Origin of the sequence: Pseudomonas sp. NPDC077451, assembly GCF_044543345.1 — a bacterium.
Lineage (GTDB): Bacteria > Pseudomonadota > Gammaproteobacteria > Pseudomonadales > Pseudomonadaceae > Stutzerimonas.
Genome location: NZ_JBITVX010000017.1, coordinates 1 through 24,242, shown reverse-complemented (window position 1 = coordinate 24,242; position 24,242 = coordinate 1). Strand labels below are relative to the sequence as shown.

Annotated in this window: 21 protein-coding genes and 2 pseudogenes; 16 read left to right on the top strand and 7 right to left on the bottom strand. The window is 59.2% G+C overall.

From position 1 onward, the window contains the following. Positions 1 to 61: 61 nt before the first annotated feature. The 8 genes from mtnA (at position 62) to rpsA (ending at position 12,390) form a co-directional block, all read left to right on the top strand. Positions 62 to 1,138 (top strand): S-methyl-5-thioribose-1-phosphate isomerase, encoded by a 1,077-nt coding sequence (gene mtnA / locus ACIGHL_RS19920; RefSeq protein WP_128121101.1) that lies wholly within the window; start codon positions 62 to 64, stop codon positions 1,136 to 1,138. Positions 1,139 to 1,262: 124 nt separating this feature from the next. After that, on the top strand, positions 1,263 to 4,070 hold the full coding sequence (gyrA, locus tag ACIGHL_RS19915; RefSeq protein WP_128121102.1) for a DNA gyrase subunit A: 2,808 nt from the start codon (positions 1,263 to 1,265) through the stop codon (positions 4,068 to 4,070). Between the two features lie 139 nt (positions 4,071 to 4,209). Continuing rightward, positions 4,210 to 5,295 (top strand): 3-phosphoserine/phosphohydroxythreonine transaminase, encoded by a 1,086-nt coding sequence (gene serC, locus ACIGHL_RS19910; protein WP_128121103.1) that lies wholly within the window; start codon positions 4,210 to 4,212, stop codon positions 5,293 to 5,295. Then, positions 5,295 to 6,392 (top strand): prephenate dehydratase, encoded by a 1,098-nt coding sequence (gene pheA, locus ACIGHL_RS19905; RefSeq protein WP_045427855.1) that lies wholly within the window; start codon positions 5,295 to 5,297, stop codon positions 6,390 to 6,392. The genes serC and pheA overlap by 1 nt, the downstream gene beginning before the upstream one ends. A gap of 103 nt (positions 6,393 to 6,495) precedes the next feature. Next, positions 6,496 to 7,605: a histidinol-phosphate transaminase gene (gene hisC, locus ACIGHL_RS19900; protein WP_128121104.1), complete on the top strand. Its 1,110-nt coding sequence runs from the start codon at positions 6,496 to 6,498 to the stop codon at positions 7,603 to 7,605. Beyond that, positions 7,602 to 9,848 carry a bifunctional prephenate dehydrogenase/3-phosphoshikimate 1-carboxyvinyltransferase gene (locus tag ACIGHL_RS19895; RefSeq protein ID WP_413818134.1) on the top strand — a complete coding sequence of 749 codons (2,247 nt, stop codon included), beginning with the start codon at positions 7,602 to 7,604 and terminating at the stop codon, positions 9,846 to 9,848. Before hisC ends, ACIGHL_RS19895 begins: the two co-directional genes overlap by 4 nt. Continuing rightward, complete coding sequence (gene cmk, locus ACIGHL_RS19890; protein ID WP_128121105.1) at positions 9,845 to 10,531, top strand: (d)CMP kinase; 687 nt, start codon at positions 9,845 to 9,847, stop codon at positions 10,529 to 10,531. Before ACIGHL_RS19895 ends, cmk begins: the two co-directional genes overlap by 4 nt. Positions 10,532 to 10,704: 173 nt before the next feature. Then, positions 10,705 to 12,390: a 30S ribosomal protein S1 gene (gene rpsA, locus ACIGHL_RS19885; RefSeq protein WP_128121106.1), complete on the top strand. Its 1,686-nt coding sequence runs from the start codon at positions 10,705 to 10,707 to the stop codon at positions 12,388 to 12,390. Positions 12,391 to 12,578: 188 nt separating this feature from the next. On the opposite strand, the gene ACIGHL_RS19880 is transcribed toward rpsA, so the two are convergent. Then, positions 12,579 to 13,022, bottom strand: a complete 444-nt coding sequence (locus ACIGHL_RS19880) for a MarR family winged helix-turn-helix transcriptional regulator (RefSeq protein ID WP_128121107.1) — start codon at positions 13,020 to 13,022, stop codon at positions 12,579 to 12,581. 79 nt (positions 13,023 to 13,101) lie between these two features. Between ACIGHL_RS19880 and ACIGHL_RS19875 the strand changes: the two genes are divergently transcribed. Both ACIGHL_RS19875 and ACIGHL_RS19870 read left to right on the top strand, forming a co-directional pair. Next, complete coding sequence (locus ACIGHL_RS19875; protein WP_128121108.1) at positions 13,102 to 14,268, top strand: aminotransferase-like domain-containing protein; 1,167 nt, start codon at positions 13,102 to 13,104, stop codon at positions 14,266 to 14,268. 34 nt (positions 14,269 to 14,302) lie between these two features. Next, on the top strand, positions 14,303 to 14,908 hold the full coding sequence (locus ACIGHL_RS19870) for a glutathione S-transferase family protein (protein ID WP_128121109.1): 606 nt from the start codon (positions 14,303 to 14,305) through the stop codon (positions 14,906 to 14,908). 88 nt (positions 14,909 to 14,996) lie between these two features. Here the strand turns inward: ACIGHL_RS19870 and folE are convergent, their stop codons facing one another. The 4 genes from folE to ACIGHL_RS19850 form a co-directional block, all read right to left on the bottom strand. After that, the gene (folE, locus tag ACIGHL_RS19865) at positions 14,997 to 15,542 is read right to left on the bottom strand and encodes a GTP cyclohydrolase I FolE (RefSeq protein WP_128121110.1); all 546 of its coding nucleotides are present in this window, start codon (positions 15,540 to 15,542) and stop codon (positions 14,997 to 14,999) included. Positions 15,543 to 15,650: 108 nt separating this feature from the next. Further along, on the bottom strand, positions 15,651 to 16,208 hold the full coding sequence (locus ACIGHL_RS19860) for a Smr/MutS family protein (protein ID WP_046161135.1): 558 nt from the start codon (positions 16,206 to 16,208) through the stop codon (positions 15,651 to 15,653). A gap of 92 nt (positions 16,209 to 16,300) precedes the next feature. Then, positions 16,301 to 16,618 (bottom strand): hypothetical protein, encoded by a 318-nt coding sequence (locus ACIGHL_RS19855; RefSeq protein WP_128121111.1) that lies wholly within the window; start codon positions 16,616 to 16,618, stop codon positions 16,301 to 16,303. 84 nt (positions 16,619 to 16,702) lie between these two features. Continuing rightward, positions 16,703 to 17,296, bottom strand: a complete 594-nt coding sequence (locus ACIGHL_RS19850; RefSeq protein WP_128121112.1) for a cysteine hydrolase family protein — start codon at positions 17,294 to 17,296, stop codon at positions 16,703 to 16,705. Positions 17,297 to 17,484: 188 nt separating this feature from the next. Between ACIGHL_RS19850 and prmB the strand changes: the two genes are divergently transcribed. Beyond that, the gene (gene prmB, locus ACIGHL_RS19845) at positions 17,485 to 18,405 is read left to right on the top strand and encodes a 50S ribosomal protein L3 N(5)-glutamine methyltransferase (protein ID WP_128121113.1); all 921 of its coding nucleotides are present in this window, start codon (positions 17,485 to 17,487) and stop codon (positions 18,403 to 18,405) included. A 24-nt stretch (positions 18,406 to 18,429) separates the two neighbouring features. Here prmB and ACIGHL_RS19840 read toward each other — a convergent pair whose 3' ends face one another. Further along, the gene (locus ACIGHL_RS19840; protein WP_128121114.1) at positions 18,430 to 19,218 is read right to left on the bottom strand and encodes a hypothetical protein; all 789 of its coding nucleotides are present in this window, start codon (positions 19,216 to 19,218) and stop codon (positions 18,430 to 18,432) included. A 64-nt stretch (positions 19,219 to 19,282) separates the two neighbouring features. Beyond that, positions 19,283 to 20,248, bottom strand: a complete 966-nt coding sequence (locus ACIGHL_RS19835) for an alpha/beta hydrolase (RefSeq protein WP_128121115.1) — start codon at positions 20,246 to 20,248, stop codon at positions 19,283 to 19,285. A 154-nt stretch (positions 20,249 to 20,402) separates the two neighbouring features. Here ACIGHL_RS19835 and aroC point away from each other — a divergent pair, with 154 nt between their 5' ends. The 5 genes and pseudogenes from aroC to mtnC form a co-directional block, all read left to right on the top strand. Beyond that, a complete protein-coding gene (gene aroC / locus ACIGHL_RS19830) occupies positions 20,403 to 21,494 on the top strand; it encodes a chorismate synthase (RefSeq protein WP_128121116.1) in 1,092 nt (363 codons plus the stop codon). Positions 21,495 to 21,584: 90 nt separating this feature from the next. After that, positions 21,585 to 22,733, top strand: coding sequence for an MFS transporter (locus tag ACIGHL_RS19825; protein WP_128121117.1), 1,149 nt, complete (start codon positions 21,585 to 21,587; stop codon positions 22,731 to 22,733). Beyond that, positions 22,730 to 22,969: pseudogene (locus tag ACIGHL_RS19820) on the top strand (class II aldolase/adducin family protein); the annotation flags it as partial. The gene ACIGHL_RS19825 and the pseudogene ACIGHL_RS19820, both read left to right, overlap by 4 nt. An 86-nt stretch (positions 22,970 to 23,055) precedes the next feature. Continuing rightward, entirely contained in the window at positions 23,056 to 23,604 is a 549-nt protein-coding gene (locus ACIGHL_RS19815; RefSeq protein ID WP_128121119.1) for a 1,2-dihydroxy-3-keto-5-methylthiopentene dioxygenase, read from the top strand. After that, positions 23,604 to 24,146 (top strand): annotated as a pseudogene (gene mtnC, locus ACIGHL_RS19810) (acireductone synthase); the annotation flags it as partial. The gene ACIGHL_RS19815 and the pseudogene mtnC, both read left to right, overlap by 1 nt. Positions 24,147 to 24,242 lie beyond the last annotated feature (96 nt).

Below are 24,242 nucleotides of genomic sequence, written 5' to 3'. Positions count from 1 at the left end.
CCGACCTTGATCCAGCGCCAGATCGCTCGTCCAGGTCGCTGCTAATCAAAAGAGGTATGCCATGCGCGAACGTTTGTTGGCCGCGGAAAAGGTAAAGGCCATCGAATGGCAGGGCGGACAGCTGCGTTTGCTTGACCAGCGCAAACTGCCACTGGAAGAGCTGTGGCACACCTACGATTCTGCTGCAGCAGTGGCTACGGCGATCCGCGAGATGGTCGTGCGTGGCGCGCCCGCCATCGGCATCAGTGCTGCATACGGGCTGGCCATGGGGCTCAGAGCCCGACTCGCCGAAGGTGGGGACTGGCGCACGGCACTCGAATCCGATTTCGAAATGCTGGCTGCCTCGCGTCCGACCGCCGTCAATTTGTTCTGGGCGCTGAATCAAATGCGTGAGCGCCTCGACCGCTTGAAGCCTGGCGAGGATCCATTGACCGCTGCCGAGGCTCAGGCGGCGTCCATTCATGCCAGTGATCGCGAAGCCAATCTGACCATGGCGCAGTTCGGCGTCGATCTGATCCGCAAGCACCAGGGCAATCCACAGAATCTGCTGACTCATTGCAATACCGGTGCGCTCGCGACTGGTGGCTTCGGTACTGCACTTGGCGTGATTCGTGGCGCACATCTGGAAGGGCTTGTCGAGTGCGTCTACGCCGATGAAACCCGTCCCTGGCTGCAAGGCTCTCGGCTGACGGCCTGGGAGCTGGCCGGCGAGGGCGTGCCGGTCATGCTGAACGCCGACTCGGCGGCGGCGCACCTGATGAAGACGCGTGGCATCACCTGGGTCATTGTCGGTGCCGATCGGATCACCGCCAACGGTGACGTCGCCAACAAGATCGGGACCTATCAGCTTGCCGTGCTGGCCATGCATCATGGCGTGCGGTTCATGGTAGTGGCGTCCAGCGCGACCATCGATATGGAGCTGGAGTCAGGCGATGACATTCCCATCGAGGAGCGCGCCGGCCATGAGCTGCTGGAGGTCAATGGTCAGCGGTTTGCTGCGGATGTCGACGTCTTTAATCCAGTGTTCGATGTCACCCCTGCTGACCTGATCGATGCCATCGTCACGGAAAAAGGCATCGTCGAACGGCCCAATGCAGCCAAGCTCGCCGCGCTGATGAGCCGCAAGCGGCTCCACTGAATTGGCAATGCATATCCCGGACATATATTCCAGGATGTGCATCCTGGAGCCTGCGGCTCCCCAGCTGTGATACCATTCCGCGCTTAATCGCAGGACCCTGCTGACTACAAGGAACCAGGCTTCCATGGGCGAACTGGCCAAAGAAATCCTCCCGGTCAATATCGAAGACGAACTCAAGCAGTCCTACCTCGACTACGCCATGAGCGTGATCGTCGGTCGTGCGCTGCCGGATGCGCGCGACGGATTGAAGCCTGTGCATCGCCGTGTGCTTTTTGCCATGAGCGAGCTGGGCAACGACTGGAACAAGCCGTACAAGAAATCCGCCCGTGTGGTCGGTGACGTGATCGGTAAATATCACCCCCACGGTGACTCGGCGGTTTACGACACCATCGTGCGGATGGCGCAACCGTTCTCGCTGCGCTACTTGCTGGTCGATGGCCAGGGCAACTTCGGTTCGGTGGACGGCGACAACGCCGCGGCCATGCGTTACACCGAAGTGCGCATGTCCAAGCTGGCGCACGAGCTGCTGGCGGATCTGGACAAGGAAACCGTCGACTGGGTGCCCAACTACGACGGCACCGAGCAGATCCCGGCAGTCATGCCGACTAAGATTCCGAACCTGCTGGTCAACGGTTCCAGCGGTATTGCCGTCGGCATGGCGACCAATATCCCGCCGCACAACCTCAGTGAAGTCATCGACGGTTGCCTGGCACTGATCGAAAACGCCGACATCACCATCGATGAACTCATGCAGTTCATCCCGGGGCCGGACTTCCCAACCGCGGGCATCATCAACGGTCGTGCCGGCATCGTCGAGGCCTACCGTACGGGTCGCGGGCGCATCTATATGCGTGCCCGCTCGATCATCGAAGACATCGACAAGGTCGGCGGCCGTCAGCAGATCGTCATCACCGAGTTGCCTTATCAGCTGAACAAGGCACGGCTGATCGAGAAGATCGCCGAGCTGGTCAAGGAAAAGAAGCTCGAAGGTATCACCGAGCTACGCGACGAGTCCGACAAGGACGGCATGCGCGTTGTTATCGAGCTGCGCCGTGGTGAGGTGCCTGAGGTCGTACTAAACAACCTCTACGCTCAGACCCAGCTGCAGAGCGTGTTCGGCATCAACGTGGTGGCCCTCATTGACGGCCAGCCCCGTACGCTCAACTTGAAGGAGCTGCTAGAAGCCTTCGTTCGCCATCGCCGCGAAGTCGTCACCCGTCGGACCGTTTACGAGCTGCGCAAGGCGCGTGAACGTGGGCATATCCTCGAAGGTCAGGCCGTCGCGCTGTCCAACATCGATCCTGTAATCGCACTGATCAAGGCCTCACCGACGCCAGCCGAAGCCAAGGAAGCGCTGATTGCCGAAGCCTGGGAATCCAGCGCTGTCGAGTCGATGGTCGAGCGCGCCGGTGCCGACTCCTGTCGCCCGGAAGGCCTCGATCCGCAGTACGGTCTACGCGACGGCAAGTACTACCTGTCACCAGAGCAGGCGCAGGCCATTCTTGACCTGCGCTTGCATCGCCTGACTGGCCTTGAGCATGAAAAGCTGCTCAGCGAGTACCAGGAGATTCTGACTCAGATTGGCGAGCTGATCCGCATCCTGACCAACCCGGCGCGTCTGATGGAGGTCATCCGCGAGGAGCTCGAAGGCGTCAAGCGGGACTTTGGCGACAAGCGCCGCACCGAGATCCTCGATGCGCGCCTGGACCTGACGCTGGCCGACCTGATCACCGAAGAAGAGCGTGTCGTCACTATCTCCCATGGTGGCTATGCCAAATCACAGCCGCTGGCTGCCTATCAGGCGCAGCGTCGCGGTGGTCGTGGCAAGGCCGCGACTGGGGTCAAGGAAGAGGACTACGTCGAGCATCTGCTGGTTGCCAACAGCCACACCACGCTTTTGCTGTTCTCCAGCAAGGGCAAGGTGTACTGGCTCAAAACCTATGAGATTCCCGAGGCGTCACGCACATCGCGCGGTCGTCCGCTGGTGAACTTGCTGCCGCTGTCCGAGGGCGAGCACATCACCGCGATGCTGCAGGTCGATATCGAGGCGGCACGTCAGCAACAGCTGAACGGTGACGAGGATATCGAGGACGCCGAAATCATCGGCGAAAGCGATGATGTCGAAGAGGCAATCGAGGGTGACGAGACCGATGACTCGGTGGATGAGCCTACGGGTACCTACATCTTCATGGCGACTGCGAAGGGCACCGTGAAGAAAACGCCGCTGTCGCAATTCAGCCGCCCGCGTAGTGTGGGTCTGATCGCACTGGGTCTGGAGGAGGGTGACACTCTTATCGCAGCCGCTGTAACCGATGGTGCGCGCGAGGTGATGCTGTTCTCCGACGGCGGCAAAGTGATCCGGTTCAAGGAAAAGCACGTCCGTACCATGGGTCGTACCGCCCGCGGCGTGCGCGGCATGCGTCTACCTGAAGGTCAGCGCCTGATTTCGATGCTGATCCCCGAGCCGGATGCCCAGATCCTAACGGCGAGCCTGAACGGCTATGGTAAACGCACCGTCTTGGCTGAGTTCCCGCGTCGCGGCCGTGGCGGCCAAGGCGTAATCGCCATGGTTTCGAACGAGCGTAACGGGCCGCTGGTTGGTGCCGTCCAGGTGCAGCCAGGCGAGGAAATCATGCTGATTTCCGATCAGGGCACCCTGGTGCGTACCCGTGTCGACGAGGTGTCGTCGCTGGGACGCAATACGCAGGGCGTCACCCTGATCAAGTTAGGCAAGAATGAACACCTGGTCGGTCTTGAGCGTGTACAAGAACCCTCTGAGGAAGACGTTCTGGAAGACATCGAGGCGGTAATCGATGAGGATGCGCTGGATAAGGAAATGCCAGTAGTCAGCACCGAGCCAAGCGAAGATGACTTGCTGGGCGGCGGCGGTGACGTTCCGCCAGATGTAGTGCCCACCGACGACGAGGGCTAATCAAACGACGGCGTAGCCTCCTAGGCTCGCCGTCGTTTCGTTGTATGCCTCTCTGCAGATTAAGGATGGCGAGCACCCGTGCGGGCCCCCGGGTCCGGATGGAGCGAGCAAGGTATCGACCGTTTTTGAGAGAACGAAGATGAGCAAACGCGCGTTCAATTTCTGCGCTGGCCCGGCCGCGCTCCCTGAGGCCGTATTGCAACGCGCCCAGGCCGAACTCCTCGACTGGCAAGGTCGGGGCCTGTCGGTGATGGAAATGAGCCATCGCAGTGACGAGTACACGGCGATCGCCGAGAAGGCCGAGCAGGATCTACGCGACCTGCTGAGCATTCCTTCGAACTACAAGGTGCTGTTCCTGCAGGGTGGCGCCAGCCAGCAGTTTGCTGAGATTCCGCTGAATTTGCTGCCAGAAGACGGCGTCGCCGATTACATCGATACCGGCATTTGGTCGAGCAAGAGCATCGAAGAAGCCAAGCGCTACGGCCACGTCAACGTAGCCGCGAGTGCCAAGCCATACGACTATTTCGCGATCCCCGGCCAGAATGAGTGGAAACTCAGCGCTGATGCGGCATACCTGCATTACGCAAGTAACGAAACCATTGGCGGTTTGCAATTCGACTGGGTGCCTGAGGTCGGTGATACCCCGCTTGTTGTCGATATGTCATCGGACATTCTTTCTCGCAAACTGGACGTATCCCGCTTCGGCCTGATCTATGCCGGCGCGCAAAAGAACATCGGCCCGTCGGGACTTGTGGTGGTTATCGTTCGGGAGGACTTGCTAGGTCGTGCACGCTCAAGCTGTCCGACGATGCTCAACTACAAGGTCGCTGCCGATAACGGCTCCATGTACAACACGCCTGCCACTTTTTCCTGGTACCTCTCGGGCCTAGTGTTCGAGTGGCTGAAGGAGCAGGGCGGCGTCGAGGCCATGGAACAGCGCAACCGCGCCAAGAAAGATCTGCTCTACGGCGTCATCGATTCCAGCGATTTCTATTCGAATCCGATCGCCACTAATGCCCGTTCCTGGATGAACGTACCGTTCAGGCTTGCCGATGAACAGTTGGACAAGACGTTCCTGGCGGGTGCCGATGCGCGCGGCTTACTTAACCTCAAAGGTCACCGTTCGGTGGGCGGCATGCGTGCCTCCATCTATAACGCAGTCGGCCTGGATGCGGTCGAGGCACTGGTCGCCTACATGCGCGAGTTCGAGAAGGAGCACGGCTGATGAGCGATGTCGACCGGCTGAAGGCGCTGCGTGTCCGCATCGACAGTCTCGACGAGAAGATTCTCGAGCTGATCAGCGAGCGAGCTCGCTGCGCTCAGGATGTGGCTCGGGTTAAGACCGCTGCGCTGGCAGAAGGTGAGGAGGCGGTGTTCTATCGCCCCGAGCGTGAAGCCTGGGTGCTCAAGCACATCATGGAGTTGAACAAGGGGCCGCTGGACAACGAGGAAATGGCGCGTTTGTTCCGCGAAATCATGTCGTCCTGTCTGGCGCTTGAGCAACCGCTGCGGGTCGCCTACCTCGGGCCGGAGGGCACCTTCTCCCAGGCCGCGGCACTCAAGCATTTCGGCCAGGCTGTGATTAGCAAACCGATGGCTGCGATTGACGAAGTGTTCCGTGAGGTGGTCGCCGGCGCGGTCAATTTCGGCGTAGTGCCCGTGGAGAACTCCACCGAGGGGGCAGTCAACCATACTCTCGACAGTTTTCTCGAACACGACATCGTCATCTGCGGCGAAGTCGAGCTGCGCATTCATCATCATTTGCTGGTTGGCGAAACGACTAAGACGGATCGCATCACCCGTATCTATTCCCACGCACAGTCGTTGGCGCAGTGTCGCAAATGGCTCGATGCGCACTACCCGAACGTCGAGCGCGTGGCGGTTTCCAGCAATGCCGATGCCGCCAAGCGGGTCAAAAGCGAGTGGAATTCCGCAGCCATAGCTGGTGACATGGCGGCTCAGTTGTACGGCCTTAGCAAGATTGCCGAGAAGATCGAGGATCGCCCGGATAACTCCACGCGTTTCCTTATCATCGGCAGTCAGGAAGTACCGCCTACTGGTGATGATAAGACCTCGATCATCGTCTCCATGCGTAACAAGCCGGGCGCGCTGCATGAGCTGTTGATGCCGTTCCACTCCAACGGCATCGATCTCACGCGGATCGAAACGCGGCCGTCGCGAAGCGGTAAATGGACCTACGTGTTCTTCATCGACTGCATCGGCCATCATCAGGATCCGCTGATCAAGGATGTCCTGGAGAAAATTGGCCGCGAAGCGGTGGCACTGAAGGTGCTGGGGTCCTATCCGAAAGCAGTACTCTAAATAGCAGCTGGAAGCTGGGAGCTGGAGCCAGGAGTCGAGAGCAACGCCGTTGCTTCAATCTTCGCGCTTCAAGGTTCGGGCTTGCAGCTCAGCGGAGCTGAATATGTCGTGTGATTTCCTTGCGCTGGCTCAGCCAGGCGTGCAGAAGCTGTCGCCCTATGTGCCCGGCAAGCCGGTGGACGAACTGGCCAGAGAGCTCAATCTAGATCCGCGGACCATCGTCAAGCTGGCCAGCAACGAGAATCCGCTGGGGCCCAGCCCGAGAGTCATCGAAGCGATCCGGGCGCAGCTCGACGAGCTGACCCGCTATCCCGACGGCAACGGTTTCTTGCTGAAGCAGAAACTGGCACAACGCTATGAAGTCGGCATCGAGCAGGTCACGCTCGGCAATGGCTCCAACGATATCCTTGAGCTGGTTGCGCGGGCCTACCTCGCGCCGGGTCTCAATGCGGTTTTCAGCGAGCATGCGTTCGCGGTCTATCCCATCGCTACACAGGCGGTCGGCGCGCAGGCTAAGGCTGTTCCGGCCAAACAATGGGGACATGACCTGGATGCCATGCTGGCCGCTATCGATACGAACACTCGGGTCGTGTTCATCGCCAACCCCAATAATCCTACTGGTACCTGGTTCGGCGCAGAAGCGCTGGAGCGGTTCCTGGTGGCTGTGCCCGAGCACGTTCTGGTGGTCCTCGATGAAGCCTATATCGAGTACGCGGCTGACGGTGAATTGCCGGATGGCCTGGCGTTCCTGAACACTCATCCGAATCTGCTGGTGTCGCGGACTTTTTCCAAGGCTTACGGGTTGGCGGCGCTTCGGGTGGGCTATGCGATCTGCTCAGCGCAGATTGCGGATGTCCTGAATCGCGTGCGCCAGCCCTTCAACGTCAACAGCATCGCGCTTGCTGCAGCCTGTGCTGCGCTCGATGACGGCGAATATCTGAACAGAAGCCGGGCGAGTAATGCCGCCGGAATGCAGCAGCTCGAAGCCGGTTTCAGCGAGTTGGGGCTGGAATGGATACCTTCCAGAGGTAACTTCATAGCGGTTGATTTCGGCCAAGATGCGGCCCCTATCAACCAGGCGTTGCTGCGTGATGGGGTTATCGTACGGCCTGTAGCCGGCTATGGCATGCCGACTTTTCTTCGGGTTTCGATCGGCACCGAAACTGAAAATGCACGATTTCTCGACGTGCTGCGTAAGGTGCTTGGGCGTTGATCCGAAACGGCGAATCGCTCCCAGGGGGGACGCCGCTGCCACGTCTGGCTGTTGTCGGCCTGGGCCTAATCGGTGGCTCATTTGCCAAAGGGTTGCGTGAGGGTGGGTACTGCGCCGAGGTGGTCGGGTTCGACTTGGACCCTCGGTCGCGCGAGCTGGCCGTCGAGCTAGGGGTGGTGGATCGGTGCGCAAGCAGCCTCGCGGAGGCTTGCCTGGGCGCGGATGTGATTCAAATGGCCGTCCCGATCCTGGCAATGGAGCGTCTGCTAGCTGAGCTCGCGTTGCTCGATCTTGGCCACTCAGTGCTGACGGACGTCGGTAGTGCCAAGGGCAACGTGGTTCGCTGTGCTCGCGAACATTTCGGTCGGATGCCGCCGCGCTTTGTGCCTGGGCATCCGATAGCCGGCTCGGAACAGAGTGGCGTGACTGCTGCCCAAAGCACGCTTTTCCGCCGACACAAAGTGATCCTGACGCCTCTGGAAGATACAGATCCGGCTGCGCTGGCGCTTGTAGACGGGCTGTGGCGTGCGCTTGGCGCCGATGTCGAGCATATGGACGTTCGGCATCATGACGAGGTGCTGGCTGCCACCAGTCATCTGCCGCATCTTCTGGCGTTTGGTCTGGTGGATTCGCTGGCAAAGCGCAACGAGAACCTGGAGATTTTTCGCTACGCCGCGGGTGGATTTCGAGATTTCACCCGTATTGCGGGCAGCGATCCGGTGATGTGGCACGACATATTTCTCGCCAATCGCGAGGCGGTGCTGCATACCCTGGACGATTTTCGTGCCGACCTCGACGCCCTGCGCGCCGCGGTCGATGAAGGAGACGGGCACACATTGTTGGGCGTGTTCACGCGCGCCAAGGCTGCCCGGGAACATTTCAGCAAAATACTGGCTCGCAGAGCCTATGTGGACGTTATGCATTCCAAAGATCTGATCTTCCTTGCCAATCCTGGCGGCAGCCTCAGCGGCCAACTTCGTGTGCCAGGTGACAAATCCATTTCCCATCGTTCAATCATGCTTGGCTCGCTTGCCGAAGGCACCACTGAGGTTGAAGGCTTTCTTGAAGGCGAGGATGCGCTTGCAACCATCCAGGCATTCCGCGACATGGGGGTGGTCATCGAGGGTCCGAATCAGGGGCGCGTGACGGTTCACGGTGTTGGCTTGCACGGCTTGAAGCCGCCGCCAGGACCGATCTACCTCGGTAACTCTGGTACCTCGATGCGCCTGTTGTCTGGTCTGCTGGCGGCGCAGCCATTCGACACGACGCTCACCGGTGACGCTTCGCTGTCCAAGCGCCCGATGAACCGTGTCGCCAAACCCTTACGCGAAATGGGTGCGGTGATCGAAACGGCCGCTGACGGCCGCCCGCCAATGACTATTCGCGGTGGTCAGAAGCTCTCTGGTATGCACTACGACATGCCGATGGCCAGTGCTCAGGTCAAATCCTGTCTGCTGCTCGCGGGCCTATATGCGGCTGACGAAACATCGGTCACGGAGCCTGCGCCGACACGAGATCACACCGAGCGGATGCTGCAAGGCTTCGGTTATCCGGTGCAGGTCAAGGGCAACACCGCTACGGTCGAATCTGGTCATACGCTGCGCGCGACTCAGATCGAAGTGCCTGCCGATATATCGTCCTCGGCTTTCTTCATGGTTGCAGCCAGCATCGCGCCTGGCTCCGATATCACGCTTGAGCACGTGGGGGTCAATCCGACCCGTACTGGTGTCATCGACATTCTCCGGCTGATGGGCGCCAACATCGAGTTGAGCAATCTTCGCGAAGTGGGTGGTGAGCCGGTTGCGGATATTCGAGTGCGTGCTGCGCAGCTCAAGGGAATCGATATCCCGGAAGACCTCGTGCCGTTGGCGATCGATGAATTCCCGGTGCTGTTCGTTGCGGCATCTTGCGCCGAAGGGCGAACCACGCTGCGCGGAGCTGAGGAGTTGCGGGTCAAGGAGTCTGATCGCATTCAGGTAATGGCCGATGGTCTGCAAGCGCTGGGCGTGAGTGCCACGCCTACAACGGATGGGATTATCATCGAAGGCGGCGGGGGCCTAGGCGGAGGCGAAGTCTGGGCACACGGCGATCATCGTATCGCCATGTCCTTCAGCGTAGCCGCGCTTCGCGCCAGCGCGCCGATCCGAATTCACGACTGTGCCAACGTCGCCACTTCGTTCCCGAACTTCCTTGCGCTGGCCGAGCGGGCCGGGATGCGGGTAGGTGTGGAGGATAACTCATGATCAGGCAGGTCCCGGTCATCACTATCGACGGTCCGAGCGGTTCTGGAAAAGGCACAGTTGCGGCGTTGCTGGCGGCCAAGCTGGGGTGGAATTTTCTCGATTCCGGTGCGCTGTATCGTCTGCTTGCCTTTGCCGCGCGCAACCATGGTGTGGACTTGACCAACGAAGAGGCGCTCAAGCTGTTGGCGGCTCATCTGGACGTGCAATTCGGCGCATCGAAAGGCGGTAACGGGATGCAGATCGTTCTCGAGGGAGAGGACGTCACTCAGGCAATTCGTAACGAGCAAGTCGGAGCCGGGGCGTCTCAGGTCGCCGCCTTGCCTGTTGTTCGCGAGGCGCTTCTGCAGCGTCAGAAAGCGTTTCGCGAGCCGCCCGGGCTGGTCGCCGATGGGCGCGACATGGGCACCGTGGTTTTCCCTGATGCGCCTTTGAAGATATTCCTGACCGCCAGCGCCGAAGAAAGGGCTCGTCGGCGCTACCTGCAGTTGAAGGGCAAGGGCGATGATGTTAATCTCGCGAGTCTTCTCGATGAGATACGGGCGCGCGATGAGCGCGATACCGGACGTGAAGTGGCTCCGCTGAGGCCGGCAGACGATGCGGTACATCTGGATTCCACCAATCTTTCCATCGAGCAGGTGCTAGGACAGATTCTGAGCGAAGTTGCCAATCGCGATTTCGCCTGAAGAACGACCGCCGAGAGGTGGCCTGACGGTTTCTCGATAACGAGAGCTGTTAACAAGGAGGCATGTGGGAGACCAGATCTAGTCCCGCAGGCCTTTTTTTATATGAATGAACCCACTTCTATCTGGGATGTGGAGATTGGGCGGATCCTCGTCCGAAAACAGCAGGAATAAACATGAGCGAAAGCTTTGCAGAACTTTTTGAAGAAAGCCTAAAAACCCTCGACATGCAGCCGGGTGCGATCATCACCGGCATCGTGGTCGACATCGACGGTGACTGGGTCACTGTTCATGCCGGCCTGAAGTCTGAGGGCGTCATCCCGGTCGAGCAGTTCTACAACGAGCAGGGCGAGCTGACCATCAGCGTGGGTGACGAAGTTCACGTTGCGCTGGACGCGGTTGAAGATGGCTTCGGTGAAACCAAGCTGTCCCGCGAAAAAGCCAAGCGTGCTGAGTGCTGGATTGTTCTGGAAGCGGCTTTCGCAGCTGAGGAAGTGGTCAAGGGCGTTATCAACGGTAAGGTTAAGGGCGGCTTCACTGTCGACGTTAACGGCATCCGTGCGTTCCTGCCAGGTTCCCTGGTTGATGTCCGTCCAGTGCGTGATACCACTCACCTGGAAGGCAAGGAACTCGAGTTCAAGGTCATCAAGCTCGACCAGAAGCGCAACAACGTTGTCGTTTCCCGTCGTAGCGTCCTGGAAGCTGAAAACAGCGCCGAGCGCGAAGCTCTGCTGGAATCGCTGCAGGAAGGCCAGCAGGTCAAAGGTATCGTCAAGAACCTCACAGATTACGGCGCATTCGTCGATCTGGGCGGCGTGGACGGTCTCCTGCATATCACCGATATGGCCTGGAAGCGCATCAAGCATCCGTCGGAAATCGTCAACGTTGGCGACGAAATCGACGTCAAGGTGTTGAAGTTCGATCGCGAGCGTAACCGCGTTTCCCTGGGTCTGAAGCAGCTGGGTGAAGACCCATGGGTTGCTATCAAGGCTCGTTACCCAGAGAACACTCGCGTCGTGGCCCGTGTCACCAACCTGACTGACTACGGCTGCTTCGCTGAGCTGGAAGAAGGCGTTGAAGGTCTGGTACACGTTTCCGAAATGGATTGGACCAACAAGAACATCCACCCGTCGAAGGTCGTACAGGTCGGCGACGAAGTGGAAGTCATGGTTCTGGACATCGACGAGGAGCGTCGTCGTATCTCCCTTGGCATCAAGCAGTGCAAGTCCAACCCATGGGAAGACTTCTCTGGCCAGTTCAACAAGGGCGACCGCATCTCCGGCACCATCAAGTCGATCACCGATTTCGGTATCTTCATTGGTCTGGACGGTGGCATCGACGGTCTGGTTCACCTGTCCGACATTTCCTGGAACGAAGCTGGCGAAGAAGCCGTGCGTCGCTTCAAGAAGGGCGACGAGCTGGACACGGTCATCCTGTCGGTTGATCCGGAGCGCGAGCGCATCTCCCTGGGCATCAAGCAGCTGGAAGACGATCCGTTCTCCAACTATGCCGCTGTCAATGACAAGGGCAGCATCGTTCGCGGCATCGTGAAAGAAGTTGACGCCAAAGGCGCCATCATCGATCTGGGCAATGACATCGAAGCTACGCTGAAAGCCTCCGAAATCAGCCGTGACCGCGTTGAAGATGCGCGTAACGTCCTGAAAGAAGGCGAAGAAGTCGAAGCCAAGATCATCAGCATCGACCGTAAGAGCCGCGTCATCAGTCTGTCCATCAAGTCGAAAGACGTTGAGGACGAGAAGGACGCGATGAAGGAACTGCGTACCAAGCAGGACGTAGAGCCAACTGCCGGTCCGACCACCATTGGTGATCTGATCCGCGCGCAGATGGAAAACCAGAACTAAGTTCTGCGATCCATTGAAAAAGGGCGACTTCGGTCGCCCTTTTTTGTGTCTGTTGTCCCGTCCTGATCAAGGGTTACATCTTCGCCTTGTTTTCAGGTAACCCGTCCTGAGGGAAGGGGCAGGCTTCGATCTATCGATGGCCTCCAACAGTAGAGCGCCCGCCAGTCGAGATCGAGCTGTTCAATTTTTCAAGTTCGTATCGTGCTGGTTGCCAGTGTTTGGTTAACCGCTAGCCAGCCATTCACCGCTTCTTCCCCAGCATGCTGGAAGGCCCGTTCAAGAAGACGCACCTGTTCGCGTCGCAATGCCTGCTCTAGCTTTGCACCCTCGGCAGTGAAGCGCAGCATGCGCTTGCGCTTGTCTTCCTCGGCCGTCCTGCTCTCCACCAGGTGCATTTCAATTAGCTGTCGCAATGGCGTATTCAAGGCCTGCTTGCTGACCCCCAGGTAGCTGAGTAGCTCTTTAACGCTTAGGTCGGGGTAGCTTGCGATAAAAAACAGGATTCTGTGATGCACTCGAGATAGTCCGCGTCGGGCAAGCATCTCGTCCGGCTTGGCTGTAAACGCCTGATAGCCTAGGAAGAAGCTCTCCATGATCTGGCGCTGAACAGTGCTTTTTTTTAGGTCAGGCATATTGACGTATTTACAGTTGAGGGCGTAATTTTGGTCAAGTAGTTTGACTCATTTTCCTTATTCCTGCATCTGGTGCCCCATGGTCTTCTCCGAACGCATTGACCGCCTGAAAAGCTCGCTGATCCGTGAAATTCTTGCCGCTGCACAGCGTCCTGAGGTGATGTCTTTCGCTGGCGGACTGCCTGCTGAGTCCATGTTGCCGAAGGTCGACTGGGCGCCCATGCCGGCGAGCCTGGGTCAGTATGGGATGAGCGAAGGGGAGCCCGCACTGCGCGAGGCCATCGCGGCTGAAGCCCGTGCAATCGGTGTTTCTTGCTCCGCCAGTCAAGTACTGATCGTCAGCGGTTCCCAGCAGACCCTGGACCTCGCATCCAAGCTGTTCATCGATCGGGGCACCGAGGTGCTGCTCGAGGCGCCGACTTATCTAGCCGCGCTGCAGGCTTTTCAGTTGTTCGGCGCCGACTGTCTGGCGGTGCCGCAGGAGTCCGATGGACCGTCGCTGGTCGCGCTGCGTCGGCGGCTGGAACAGCACAAGCCGGCCTTTGCCTACCTTATCCCAACGTTCCAGAATCCCTCGGCGGTCCGTTATAGCGAGGAAAAGCGAGATGCGGTAGCCGCGCTGCTTGACGAGTTCGGCGTGACCCTGATCGAAGATGAACCCTACCGCGAACTCGTATTCGACGAAGGGCGAGCTCGCCCAATCGTTAGCCGCTTGCGGAACGCAAGCTGGATCTACACCGGGACAGTTTCCAAGACCCTGCTTCCAGGGCTACGTGTCGGCTATCTGATTGCAACACCAGACCTGTTCCCTTATCTGTTGCGTCTGAAGCAGTCAGCCGACCTGCATACCAACCGCGTTGGTCAGTGGCAGGCGCTGCAGTGGCTCGGCAGCGAGCAGTATCGGTTGCATCTGGGTGAGCTGCGCAGTTTCTACCGCCTGCGCCGTGATGCGATGCAGGCTGCGTTGGATGATCATTTCTCCGACCTCGCCGATTGGCAGGTGCCGCAGGGGGGGCTGTTCTTCTGGCTGCAGCTGAAACAACCGATTGACACCCGAACGCTGCTCGATTCCGCGTTGGCGCAGGATGTGGTGTTCATGCCTGGCGAGCCGTTCTTCGCCGACCCCGAGCAAAATCTCGGATATCTGCGGCTCAACTTCAGTCATGTCGCGCCAGAGCGCCTTGATGAGGGTATTCGCCGCCTCGCGAGTGTGATTCGCGAGGCGCTGGTGGTCGAAGCGGCATAGTTCAGATGCGGTGGATGCACCGCTGGAGGGACAAATGACATACAAAGTATACGGCGACTATAGGTCCGGTAATTGCTACAAGGTGAAGCTGATGCTGCACTTGCTGGGGCGGTCGTATGAATGGGTTCCGGTGGATATCCTGCGCGGTGAAAGCCGTGAGGCAGCATTTCTGAAAAAGAATCCCAACGGCAAGATACCGGTGCTCGAGCTGGAAGACGGTAGCTGCCTGTGGGAGTCGAACGCAATCCTCAACTTCCTCGCTGAGGGAAGTGAATTCCTGCCGGCCGATGCCCGGTTGCGGACCCAGGTTCTGCAGTGGCAGTTTTTCGAGCAATACAGCCATGAACCCTTCATCGCTGTGGCGCGGTTCATCAAGGTTTACCTGGGCTTGCCGGATGATCGCCTCGATGAATATGCAGCCAAGCAACTGGACGGTTATCACGCGCTCGATGTCATGGAGCAGCAGCTGCTACGCACGCCTTATCTGGTTGGCGAGCACTACTCGATCGCTGATGTTGCGCTCTATGCCTATACCCACGTGGCCGGGGAGGGCGGTTTCAGCCTGGCGGGGTACCCGGCCATCACTGCCTGGCTGCAGCGTGTGGCCAGTCATCCGCGCCATGTCGGCATGTTCGATTGAAAGGAAGCGCGCAACCGCGAGCTTTTTGGATGGTCAGCCATAAGTTGACAGGCTTGGACTGCAAAGGCTTAGCGGCTAATAGCTGACCTTATTTGACCAAGCCGAGAAATTCACTACGGGTGGCGGCATTTTCCCGGAATTGGCCGAGCATGACCGAGGTGACCATCGATGAGTTCTGTTTCTCGACGCCGCGCATCATCATGCACATGTGCTGCGCTTCGATCACGACAGCGACACCCCATGCACCCGTAACCTGCTGAATTGCTTCTGCAATCTCGCGGGTGAGGTTTTCTTGGATCTGCAGTCGGCGGGCATACATGTCAACAATGCGAGCGACTTTCGACAGGCCGAGCACCTTGCCGTTGGGCAAATAAGCGACATGCGCCTTGCCGATGAAGGGCAGCATGTGGTGTTCGCACAACGAATAGAGCTCGATGTTCTTGACCAGTACCATTTCGCTGTTATCGGAGCTGAACAGCGCGCCGTTCGTGACGTCCTCAAGCGTCTGCTGGTAACCCTTGCACAGGTACTGCATAGCTTTAGCGGCGCGCTTAGGCGTATCGAGCAGGCCCTCGCGGCTGACGTCCTCGCCGAGTTGGCCAAGGATCGCTGTGTAATGTGTTTCCAGGGACATGTGACTACCTGTCAGGCTTGCAAAAAAAGCGCGAGTGCGAAGGTTAGGGGGTCGACGGCTGGGCTGCAAGCATGCGTCGCACTGACCGGCTTGATTGCGGCGCTGGAATTATTCGTCGCGGCCTTCGAGCATGGTTCGTTTGAGGATTACATATACCCCGCCGGTGCCGCCATGTCTTGGTAGGCAAGAGGTGAAGCCCAACACCTGGGCGTGCTGGCGTAACCATGTATTGACATGGCTTTTGATCAAGGGGCGCTTACCGTCTTTTCTTGCGGCCTTGCCATGCGTCACACGCACGCAGCGAATCTCGAATTTGCAGGCTTCGGCGAGAAAGTCCCAGAGCAGTACGCGAGCTTTCTCAACGCTCAGCCCATGCAGATCCAGGCTGCCCTCGAATGGAATTTGGCCGGCTTTCAGTTTGCGCATTTGGCTGTCTTGGACACCGTCGCGCACCCAGTACAGTTCATCTTCAGCCGCAACATCAATTACGAACTGATCGGAAAGCCCATCGATCCTGGTATCGCCGTCGCTGATAGAGGCATTGGCACGTAGAGTGGCTATCTGTGCTTTGTTGCTGCGTGGTTTGCCAGTTTCAGCCCGGTCGTGTTCGATAGGCTTGACGCCACGCACAGCTGATCTGAACAGGGAAAAATCATCTTCTTGCATGAGGCCTCCGCATAAGTCGGCCATTTTATCTCAAAGCCTTTGTCCTGGGCTGCCTTCCCCCTCGAAGGCCTCGCTGGGCAAGCGTGGACAGACTAACGGCGTTTTTTCAGGCGTGGCGAAAAACTCAACCCGCTCGGTGTTTGCATGCGGCGGCGCACACGACGCCGCATGAATATGCCAAGCAGCAACAGGATCAGACCCAAGGTCAATAGCGTCACCGCGGCTTCCTTGTCCAGAGGCATGCTGGCCAAGGCATCGATATCGCTAAACAGTGACGCGACACCAGTACCAATGAAGAGCGCGCCCGCGACGATCAGCAGCAGACCAAGTGCTGCGCCAAGGCGTGAGCCCCAGCTGCGATGTTGGCGAGGGCGGAGACGGCGAGCATCGAATCCATCGGTTCGTTTCATTCCGGTTAGCTCCTCAGGAGCGGCTATCAGGCCGTTGGAAAGCGTAGACGAGGCAGGCTAGGCGCTTTTCGGTTCGGTCGCGCCTTATGCCAGTGCCGCGGCATCAGCCACGCAAACAGCGAAGTTGTCCGCGAGAATGGTCATCTCCATGCGATGCACCTCTGCCGCGGCGATCGCGCCGTCTCCCATCGGCAGGTCACGTGTGGCGCAGGCCTGGTCAACCAGTGTACAGCGGTAGCCATAGTCCTTTGCCGCGCGGACCGTGGTGCTCACGCTCGAGTGAGTCATGAATCCGCAAACAATGAGGTCGAGGCGGCCATGCTGCTGCAGCAGCTCGTGTAGTTTTGTACCGGCGAACGCATTAGGCAGTGTCTTGCCGATCACGGTTTCGCCTGGAAGCGGTGCCGCTTCCGGCATGATCTGGCCACGTGATCCTTGGGGGTCGAACAGCCCGCCCGGGATGCCCAGGTGGTGAACATGCACGATGGGTGCGCCAGCCGCGCGGGCGGCGGCCAGCAGCTTGCTGATCTGCTCCAGCGACGAATCCAGATTCGGTAATGCCAGTGTTCCCGTCCGGTATTCTTCCTGAACGTCAATGATGACAAGGGTCGCGTTGGCCAAAGTCGCCGGTGCATAACTGCGGCCACTGAGCTGAAGCATGGTCTGTGGCTTGGACATGACTGACTCCTTGTTCTGAGAGGGGCATGATTGTGGCGCCAGTAGCGCGAGATGTGAACAGCCAATAGGCGATGATTTGGTCATATAGATCGGCATTATGGGCGTTGTGCTATCACGCGGAGCCTCAAAGTTCGCGAAACGAGCTGGGCCATCAGCTAGACTTTCGCCCTTTTTAGAGGAGATGCCTTGTGACTGCTTCGTCGTCCCGTTTGCGCACCTTGCGTGACCATATTCGCTGGGCTGTCAGCCGCTTCCACGCCGAACAGCTGTTCTTCGGCCACGGCACGGACAACGCTTGGGATGAGGCTCGCCAGTTGGTGCTTGGTGCCTTGCACTTGCCGTGGGAGATGGCCGACAGCTACCTCGATTGTCGGCTGGAAGACGATGAGCGTGAGCATCTACAGGCTTTGCTGCACCGCCGAATCGAGCAACGCGTGCCTACCGCCTACCTGCTCGGGCAGGCCTGGTTTTGCGGGCTTCCGTTCATCGTGAACGATCACGTACTGATTCCGCGCTCGCCGATTGGTCAATTGATCGAGCGTCGCTTCGAGCCATGGCTGGCAAAGGAGCCCGCACGGATTCTCGACCTGTGTGCCGGTTCCGGTTGCATCGGCATTGCCTGCGCCTATGAATTCCTCGATGCCGAAGTGCTGCTGGCCGACTTGTCTTTCGAAGCGCTGGAAGTGGCCAACCGCAACATTGAGCAGCATGGCCTGGACGATCGGGTTTACACCGTACAGGGCGATGGGTTCGATGGGCTGCCCAAGCAGCGCTTCGACCTGATTGTCTCCAACCCACCCTATGTGGACGCTGAAGATTTCGCCGATATGCCTGCCGAGTTCCAGCATGAGCCCGCACTGGGTTTAGCCTGTGGTGACGACGGGTTGAATCTGGTGCGAAGAATACTGGCGGAGGCGGCCGATCACCTGACCGAGACCGGCACGCTCATCGTCGAGGTCGGCAACAGTCAGGTGCATGTCGAAGCGCTCTATCCGGAAATCGACTTTACCTGGCTCGAGTTCACGGACGGCGGGCATGGTGTTTTTCTGCTCGCGGCCAGTCAGTGCCGGGATCATCAGACGCTGTTTCGTGAACGGCTCTTGCAGTAGGCGAGGCCGAACGGCCCGGGAGCGTCAGCGGGTTGCGATCCAGATCAGTAGCCCGGCCTGAAACAGGGCGAAGACGATCAGGCAGGCAATGGTGAATCGGAGGGTGCCATCCTCCCGGCGAAGCTTGCTCAAGCGTTCTTGGATATCGCGAATCTGATTTTCCTGCTCGAGCAGATTGCGATCAGCCTGCTCGAGCATCGCCGCGGCCTCTTGCAGTTCGATGATTTGCACCTTTTCGATATTCCAATCAGGCCGCAACGCACTGACACGACTTGCACTGTAGGTCGCCTTGAGCTGCTGGGGCTCGGCATACAGCACATCGAAACCCTGGCTGAGCAGGCAATGATCGCGCCGCAAGCGTGTGTCCTCGCCGGTTATATCTTTGACCGGCAACGCGCCGCCTTCGACCAGATAATGTGCCCAGCGCTTCTGAGCCCAGGCTGCCCCCTGCGCAAGCAGGAAGCGTCCAAGGCCACGGTTTGCCGGTTCTATATGCAGACCAGAGTCTGGGCCGAAGCGCACTTCTTTGGCTCGGTGGTCGGCCCAGATTTCCAGCAGATTGTGCTGTTTAGACAGCACTTGCCCTGGTATCCGTATGAAGAGCTTCAAAAGGCTCTGCTGAGGCGTATGTCGCTCGACCTGGGCCAACTCCACGAACCGTAGCGGGCGCGCCCCGGTGTCGCGGTCAGTGGGCAATGGCGACAGGCGAAGCAGTCGGAAGCGATCCGGGACGAGTTCGGCCCAGGGGTGCGGCTGGGGCACAGCGGGCGTCAGGGCCTCGTTGTCGTTAGGTGCTGTTGTGCTGTCTGTCATCTCGGCGTCCATGGGCCTGTGCGGGTCGTTGCGGCAGGCAAGGAGCGTATCGGCCGATAGCGGGCTAACTGGAGGCTGGCAATATGCCGTGCCCGGACAAGAATCGGCTGATCTGTTCCGTCAGTTCATGAGCGATAGGCAATTCGGGGCTGCTATAGGAGGCCATTTGCCCGGCGCGCTCCGGCGGCGTAATGCGCAATACGTGCCCCATCCCTGATATCAGGGCCAACTCCGCGTCGGCTCTGGCTCGCTTCAGGGCCTGGGCATCTTCGCGCCCGACCTGAATGTCATGAGTGCCCTGGATAATTAACGCCGGTGCTGTGGTGCCCGCAAATGCATTGGCTGGGTCTTGGCGGAACAGCGAGTTGAGATAAGGCTGTACGCTCGGGCGGAACAGAATCCGCAATGGGTCGGGCACCTGATCGTGGATTCTTCCTGCCTTGAGCTCATCGATCAGGTAGTACGCGGTTGCCAGCAGCGGCGGCGGCAAGCGGCCCTGGAGTTGCTCGCGCAGCAGCGTGTCGATGGGGCGACCGCTGCCTGCAAGGCTGATCAGTGCAGCGGGTTTAACGGTAGGCTCAGCCAGGCTGGCAATCAATGCACCTTCGCTGTGGCCGACCAGCACGACCGCCGAAAACCGCGGATCGGCTTGCAACAGGCGCGACCAGGCCACTGCATCGGCCACGTAATCCTTCACATTCAGCTGGCTTTCGTCAGGTGCCAGCGCGCGGCTCTGGCCGACGCCGCGCTTGTCATAACGCACGCTGGCGATGCCGCGTTTGGCCAATGCCTGTGCCAGCCGCTTGAGACTATCGTTGTGGCCCATTGGATTGTTGCCGTCGCGGTCGGTCGGGCCTGAGCCGGCTATCAACAACGCGACCGGCAGGGGGGCATCGGACTTTGGATGCAGCAGGCTGCCATGAAGACGCCCGTCTGGCACCTGCACGGTCATCCTCTGATTCAGCAGCGTCTGGGCTTGGACTAAGGGAGCGAGCATGGTGAGCAACGTGAACACTAAAAGGAAACGCATGGGCAGCAATAAACCATTGACGAAGCGGGGCGGATACGGAGCGAGCTGACGGTTGGGCGGGTTGGCAGTATGCGCCACCGCTGTAGGCAGCGAAACCAGCGGCGGCTCGGGTATACTTCCGCCCCCTCTTTAGGTCGATCGCGGAGCGCCCTGCATGTCCGGCAATACTTACGGCAAGCTGTTCACCGTTACCACGGCTGGCGAAAGCCATGGTCCGGCATTGGTCGCGATCGTCGACGGCTGTCCGCCGGGCCTGGAGCTGACCGCCGCTGACCTGCAGTGCGACCTTGATCGACGCAAGCCTGGCACCAGCAGGCATACCACCCAGCGCCAGGAAGCGGATGAGGTTGAAATTCTTTCCGGCGTATTCGAAGGCCGTACGACCGGCTGCCCCATTGGTTTGCTGATCCGTAACACGGACCAGAAATCCAAGGACTATTCGGCTATCAAGGACCAGTTCCGTCCCGCTCATGCCGACTACAGCTATCACCACAAGTACGGTCTGCGTGACTATCGCGGCGGTGGTCGTAGCTCAGCCCGCGAAACCGCCATGCGCGTCGCTGCCGGCGCCATCGCCAAGAAATACCTGGCGACGCTAGGCATACAGGTGCGCGGCTACATGAGCCAGCTGGGTCCGATCGAAATTCCATTCAAAACCTGGGAAAGCGTTGAGCAGAACGCATTTTTCAGTCCGGACCCGGACAAGGTGCCCGAGCTGGAAGCGTATATGGATCAGTTGCGTCGTGATCAGGATTCGGTTGGTGCCAAAATCAGTGTTGTCGCCGAAGGCGTTCCTCCAGGGCTTGGCGAGCCGATTTTTGACCGTCTCGATGCTGAACTGGCCCATGCCCTGATGAGCATCAATGCGGTGAAGGGCGTTGAAATCGGTGCCGGCTTCGCCAGCGTCGCCCAGCGTGGCACCGAGCACCGTGACGAGATGACGCCGGACGGTTTCCTTTCCAATAATGCAGGTGGCGTTCTGGGCGGCGTTTCGTCCGGCCAACCGATCATCGCGCATCTGGCGCTCAAGCCGACGTCCAGTATCACCACGCCGGGCCGCTCGATCGACGTCGACGGCAATCCCGTGGATGTCATCACTAAAGGTCGTCACGACCCCTGCGTGGGTATCCGTGCGACGCCGATCGCCGAAGCGATGATGGCCATCGTTTTGCTGGATCATCTGTTGCGCCATCGGGGGCAGAATGCCGATGTGCTGGTGGGTACGCCGGTGTTGGGGCAGCTCTAAGCCTGCGGCTGGGAGCCTGAAGCCGGAGATCGAGCAAACCGCTCATTCCTGCCTCTAGTCGCTTAGCTTCCAGCTACTGGCTTTTCGCTTATGGCAGCTTTAATTCCCTACTGGCGCCTGTCCGGTTTCTACTTTTTCTACTTTGCGCTGCTCGGCTCGGCGGCGCCGTTTCTCGGCCTCTATTTCGACCATCTTGGCTTCACTGCCGAGCGCATTGGAGAGCTGGTGGCCATTCCCATGCTGATGCGCTGCCTGGCACCGAACCTGTGGGGTTGGCTGGGCGATGTCACAGGCCGGCGTCTGACGATTGTGCGTATTGGTGCGGTCTGTACGCTGATTTCATTCAGTTTGATCTTCTACAGTAAAAGTTACGCCTGGCTGGCGTTGGTGATGGCGCTGCATGCGTTCTTCTGGCATGCGGTGTTACCACAGTTCGAGGTCATCACCCTGGCGCACCTGCACGAACAAGCGTCTCGCTATAGTCAGGTTCGCCTATGGGGCAGCATCGGTTTCATCGCGGCGGTGGTGGGACTTGGGGCGCTGTTCGAGCATCTGAGTCTCGACATTTATCCGGTGGCGGTGCTGACAGTCATGGTCGGGATCGTGATCAGCAGCGTATGGGTGCCCAACGCGGTGCCGGCGGAGCGTTCTGAGCCGGAGGGGCAGGGTGGTTTTTTTCGTCAGCTATGCCGTCCGGGTGTATTGGCATTCTTCGTGTGCGTCGGTCTGATGCAGGTCAGTCATGGCCCGTACTACACTTTTTTCACCATTCATCTCGAAACGCTCGGCTATGGCCGTGGCACCATCGGCCTGCTTTGGGCGCTCGGGGTCGTGGCGGAAATCCTGATCTTCCTGGTGATGGCGTCGCTGCTGGCGCGCTTTTCGTTGCGCCAGGTTCTGGTCGCTAGCTTTCTACTGGCCGCGCTACGCTGGTTTCTGCTGGGTACGCTGGCCGATCATTTTGGCGTGCTGTTGATTGCGCAGCTGATGCATGCGGCCACATTCGGCAGCTTTCACGCAGCGGCGATTCATTTCGTCCAGCGCAGCTTCGGCCACCGCCAGCAAGGGCAGGGGCAGGCGCTCTATGCGACCCTTGCAGGGGTTGGCGGAGCGTTGGGTGCGCTTTACTCCGGCTACAGCTGGGCCAGTCTCGGCCCTTTATGGACGTTCGCCATCGCCAGCCTGGCCTCGCTGGCCGCAGCCGTTATCATCGCTATCCCAAGCAAGAACTCGGCATGACTGCTATCCGTGACGACCGGGCGCAGGCCATTATCCAAGCTGGCCAGTTTCTTTATAGCCGCGGTTGGTCGCCGGCCACCAGCAGCAACTATTCGGCCCGCCTGACGAGCGCTGAAGTGCTAGTGACGGCCTCCGGCAAACACAAGGGACAACTGACCGCGGATGATCTGCTGGCGGTGGATATGAATGGTCTTAGCCTGGAACTGGGCAAGAATCCTTCCGCCGAGACCCTGCTGCAAGCCTGTAGCGGGAAATCTATACGCGCCACCTGGCCGACTTTATTACAACCCCGGGGCAGCTATCCCGGCCGGAGACATACAGTATGAGCATTCTCAGCGTTTATCAGGACACTGCGCCCGAGCAGCCACTCAAAGTGCTCACTCATATAGAAGACATCGCCACCACGCTGGCCGACGTGGGTGTGCGCGTGGAACGCTGGGAAGCCAGCGCGCCCATTCGCGCCGGCGCAAGTTCAGAGGAGGTGATTGCCGCCTACCGTCCGCAGATCGATCGACTGATGAGCGAACGCGGTTACGTCACGGTCGACGTGATCAGCCTGACCCGCGACCATCCACAGAAGGCAGAGCTTCGCGCCAAGTCTCTTGAAGAGCACCAGCACGCTGAGGACGAGGTGCGTTTCTTTGTTGTCGGCCGCGGGTTGTTCACGCTGCATATCGAGGACAGGGTGTATGCCGTGCTTTGCGAGAAGAACGACCTGCTCTCGGTGCCTGCCGGAACCCGGCATTGGTTCGATATGGGTGAGGACCCTCACTTCGTTGCCATTCGCCTGTTCAACAATCCAGAAGGCTGGGTCGCGCAATTCACTGGGGCTGATATCGCCGGCCGTTTCCCGCGCCTGGAGGATTTCTGATGCCGGTCAAAGCCATCCTTACGGATATCGAAGGCACCACCAGCGCAGTGAGTTTCGTCTTCGACGTACTGTTTCCTTATGCCCGCGAGCACTTGCCAGATTTCGTGCGCAGCCGTGCGACAGAGCCGGCGGTGGCGGAACAGATCGAGGCGGTACGCGGTGAGAGCGGCGAGCCGGATGCGAATATCGAGCGCATTGTTGAGATTCTGCTGGGTTGGATGGCCGACGATCGAAAGGCTACGCCGCTAAAGGCACTGCAAGGCATGGTCTGAGCCGATGGCTACCGCGCTGGACAGCTCAAGGGACACGTCTATCCGGATGCGGTGAACAGCCTGCGTCGTTGGCATGATCAGGGCTATGCGCTCTACGTCTATTCCTCCGGGTCGGTACAGGCACAGAAGCTGATTTTCGGGTGCGCTGAGGTGGGGGACCTGACACCGTTGTTTTCCGGCTATTTCGATACAGGTAGCGGGCATAAGCACGAGCTTGATTCCTACGTGCGGATTGTCGGGTCGATCAGCTTGCCACCCGACGAGATTCTCTGTAAGCGTCTAGCTAACTCACCTTGCGTATCTGTATCACAGGCTGCACGGGTAGCTGTATCACACGCTGAACGCTTACCGTGTATCACATCGTGA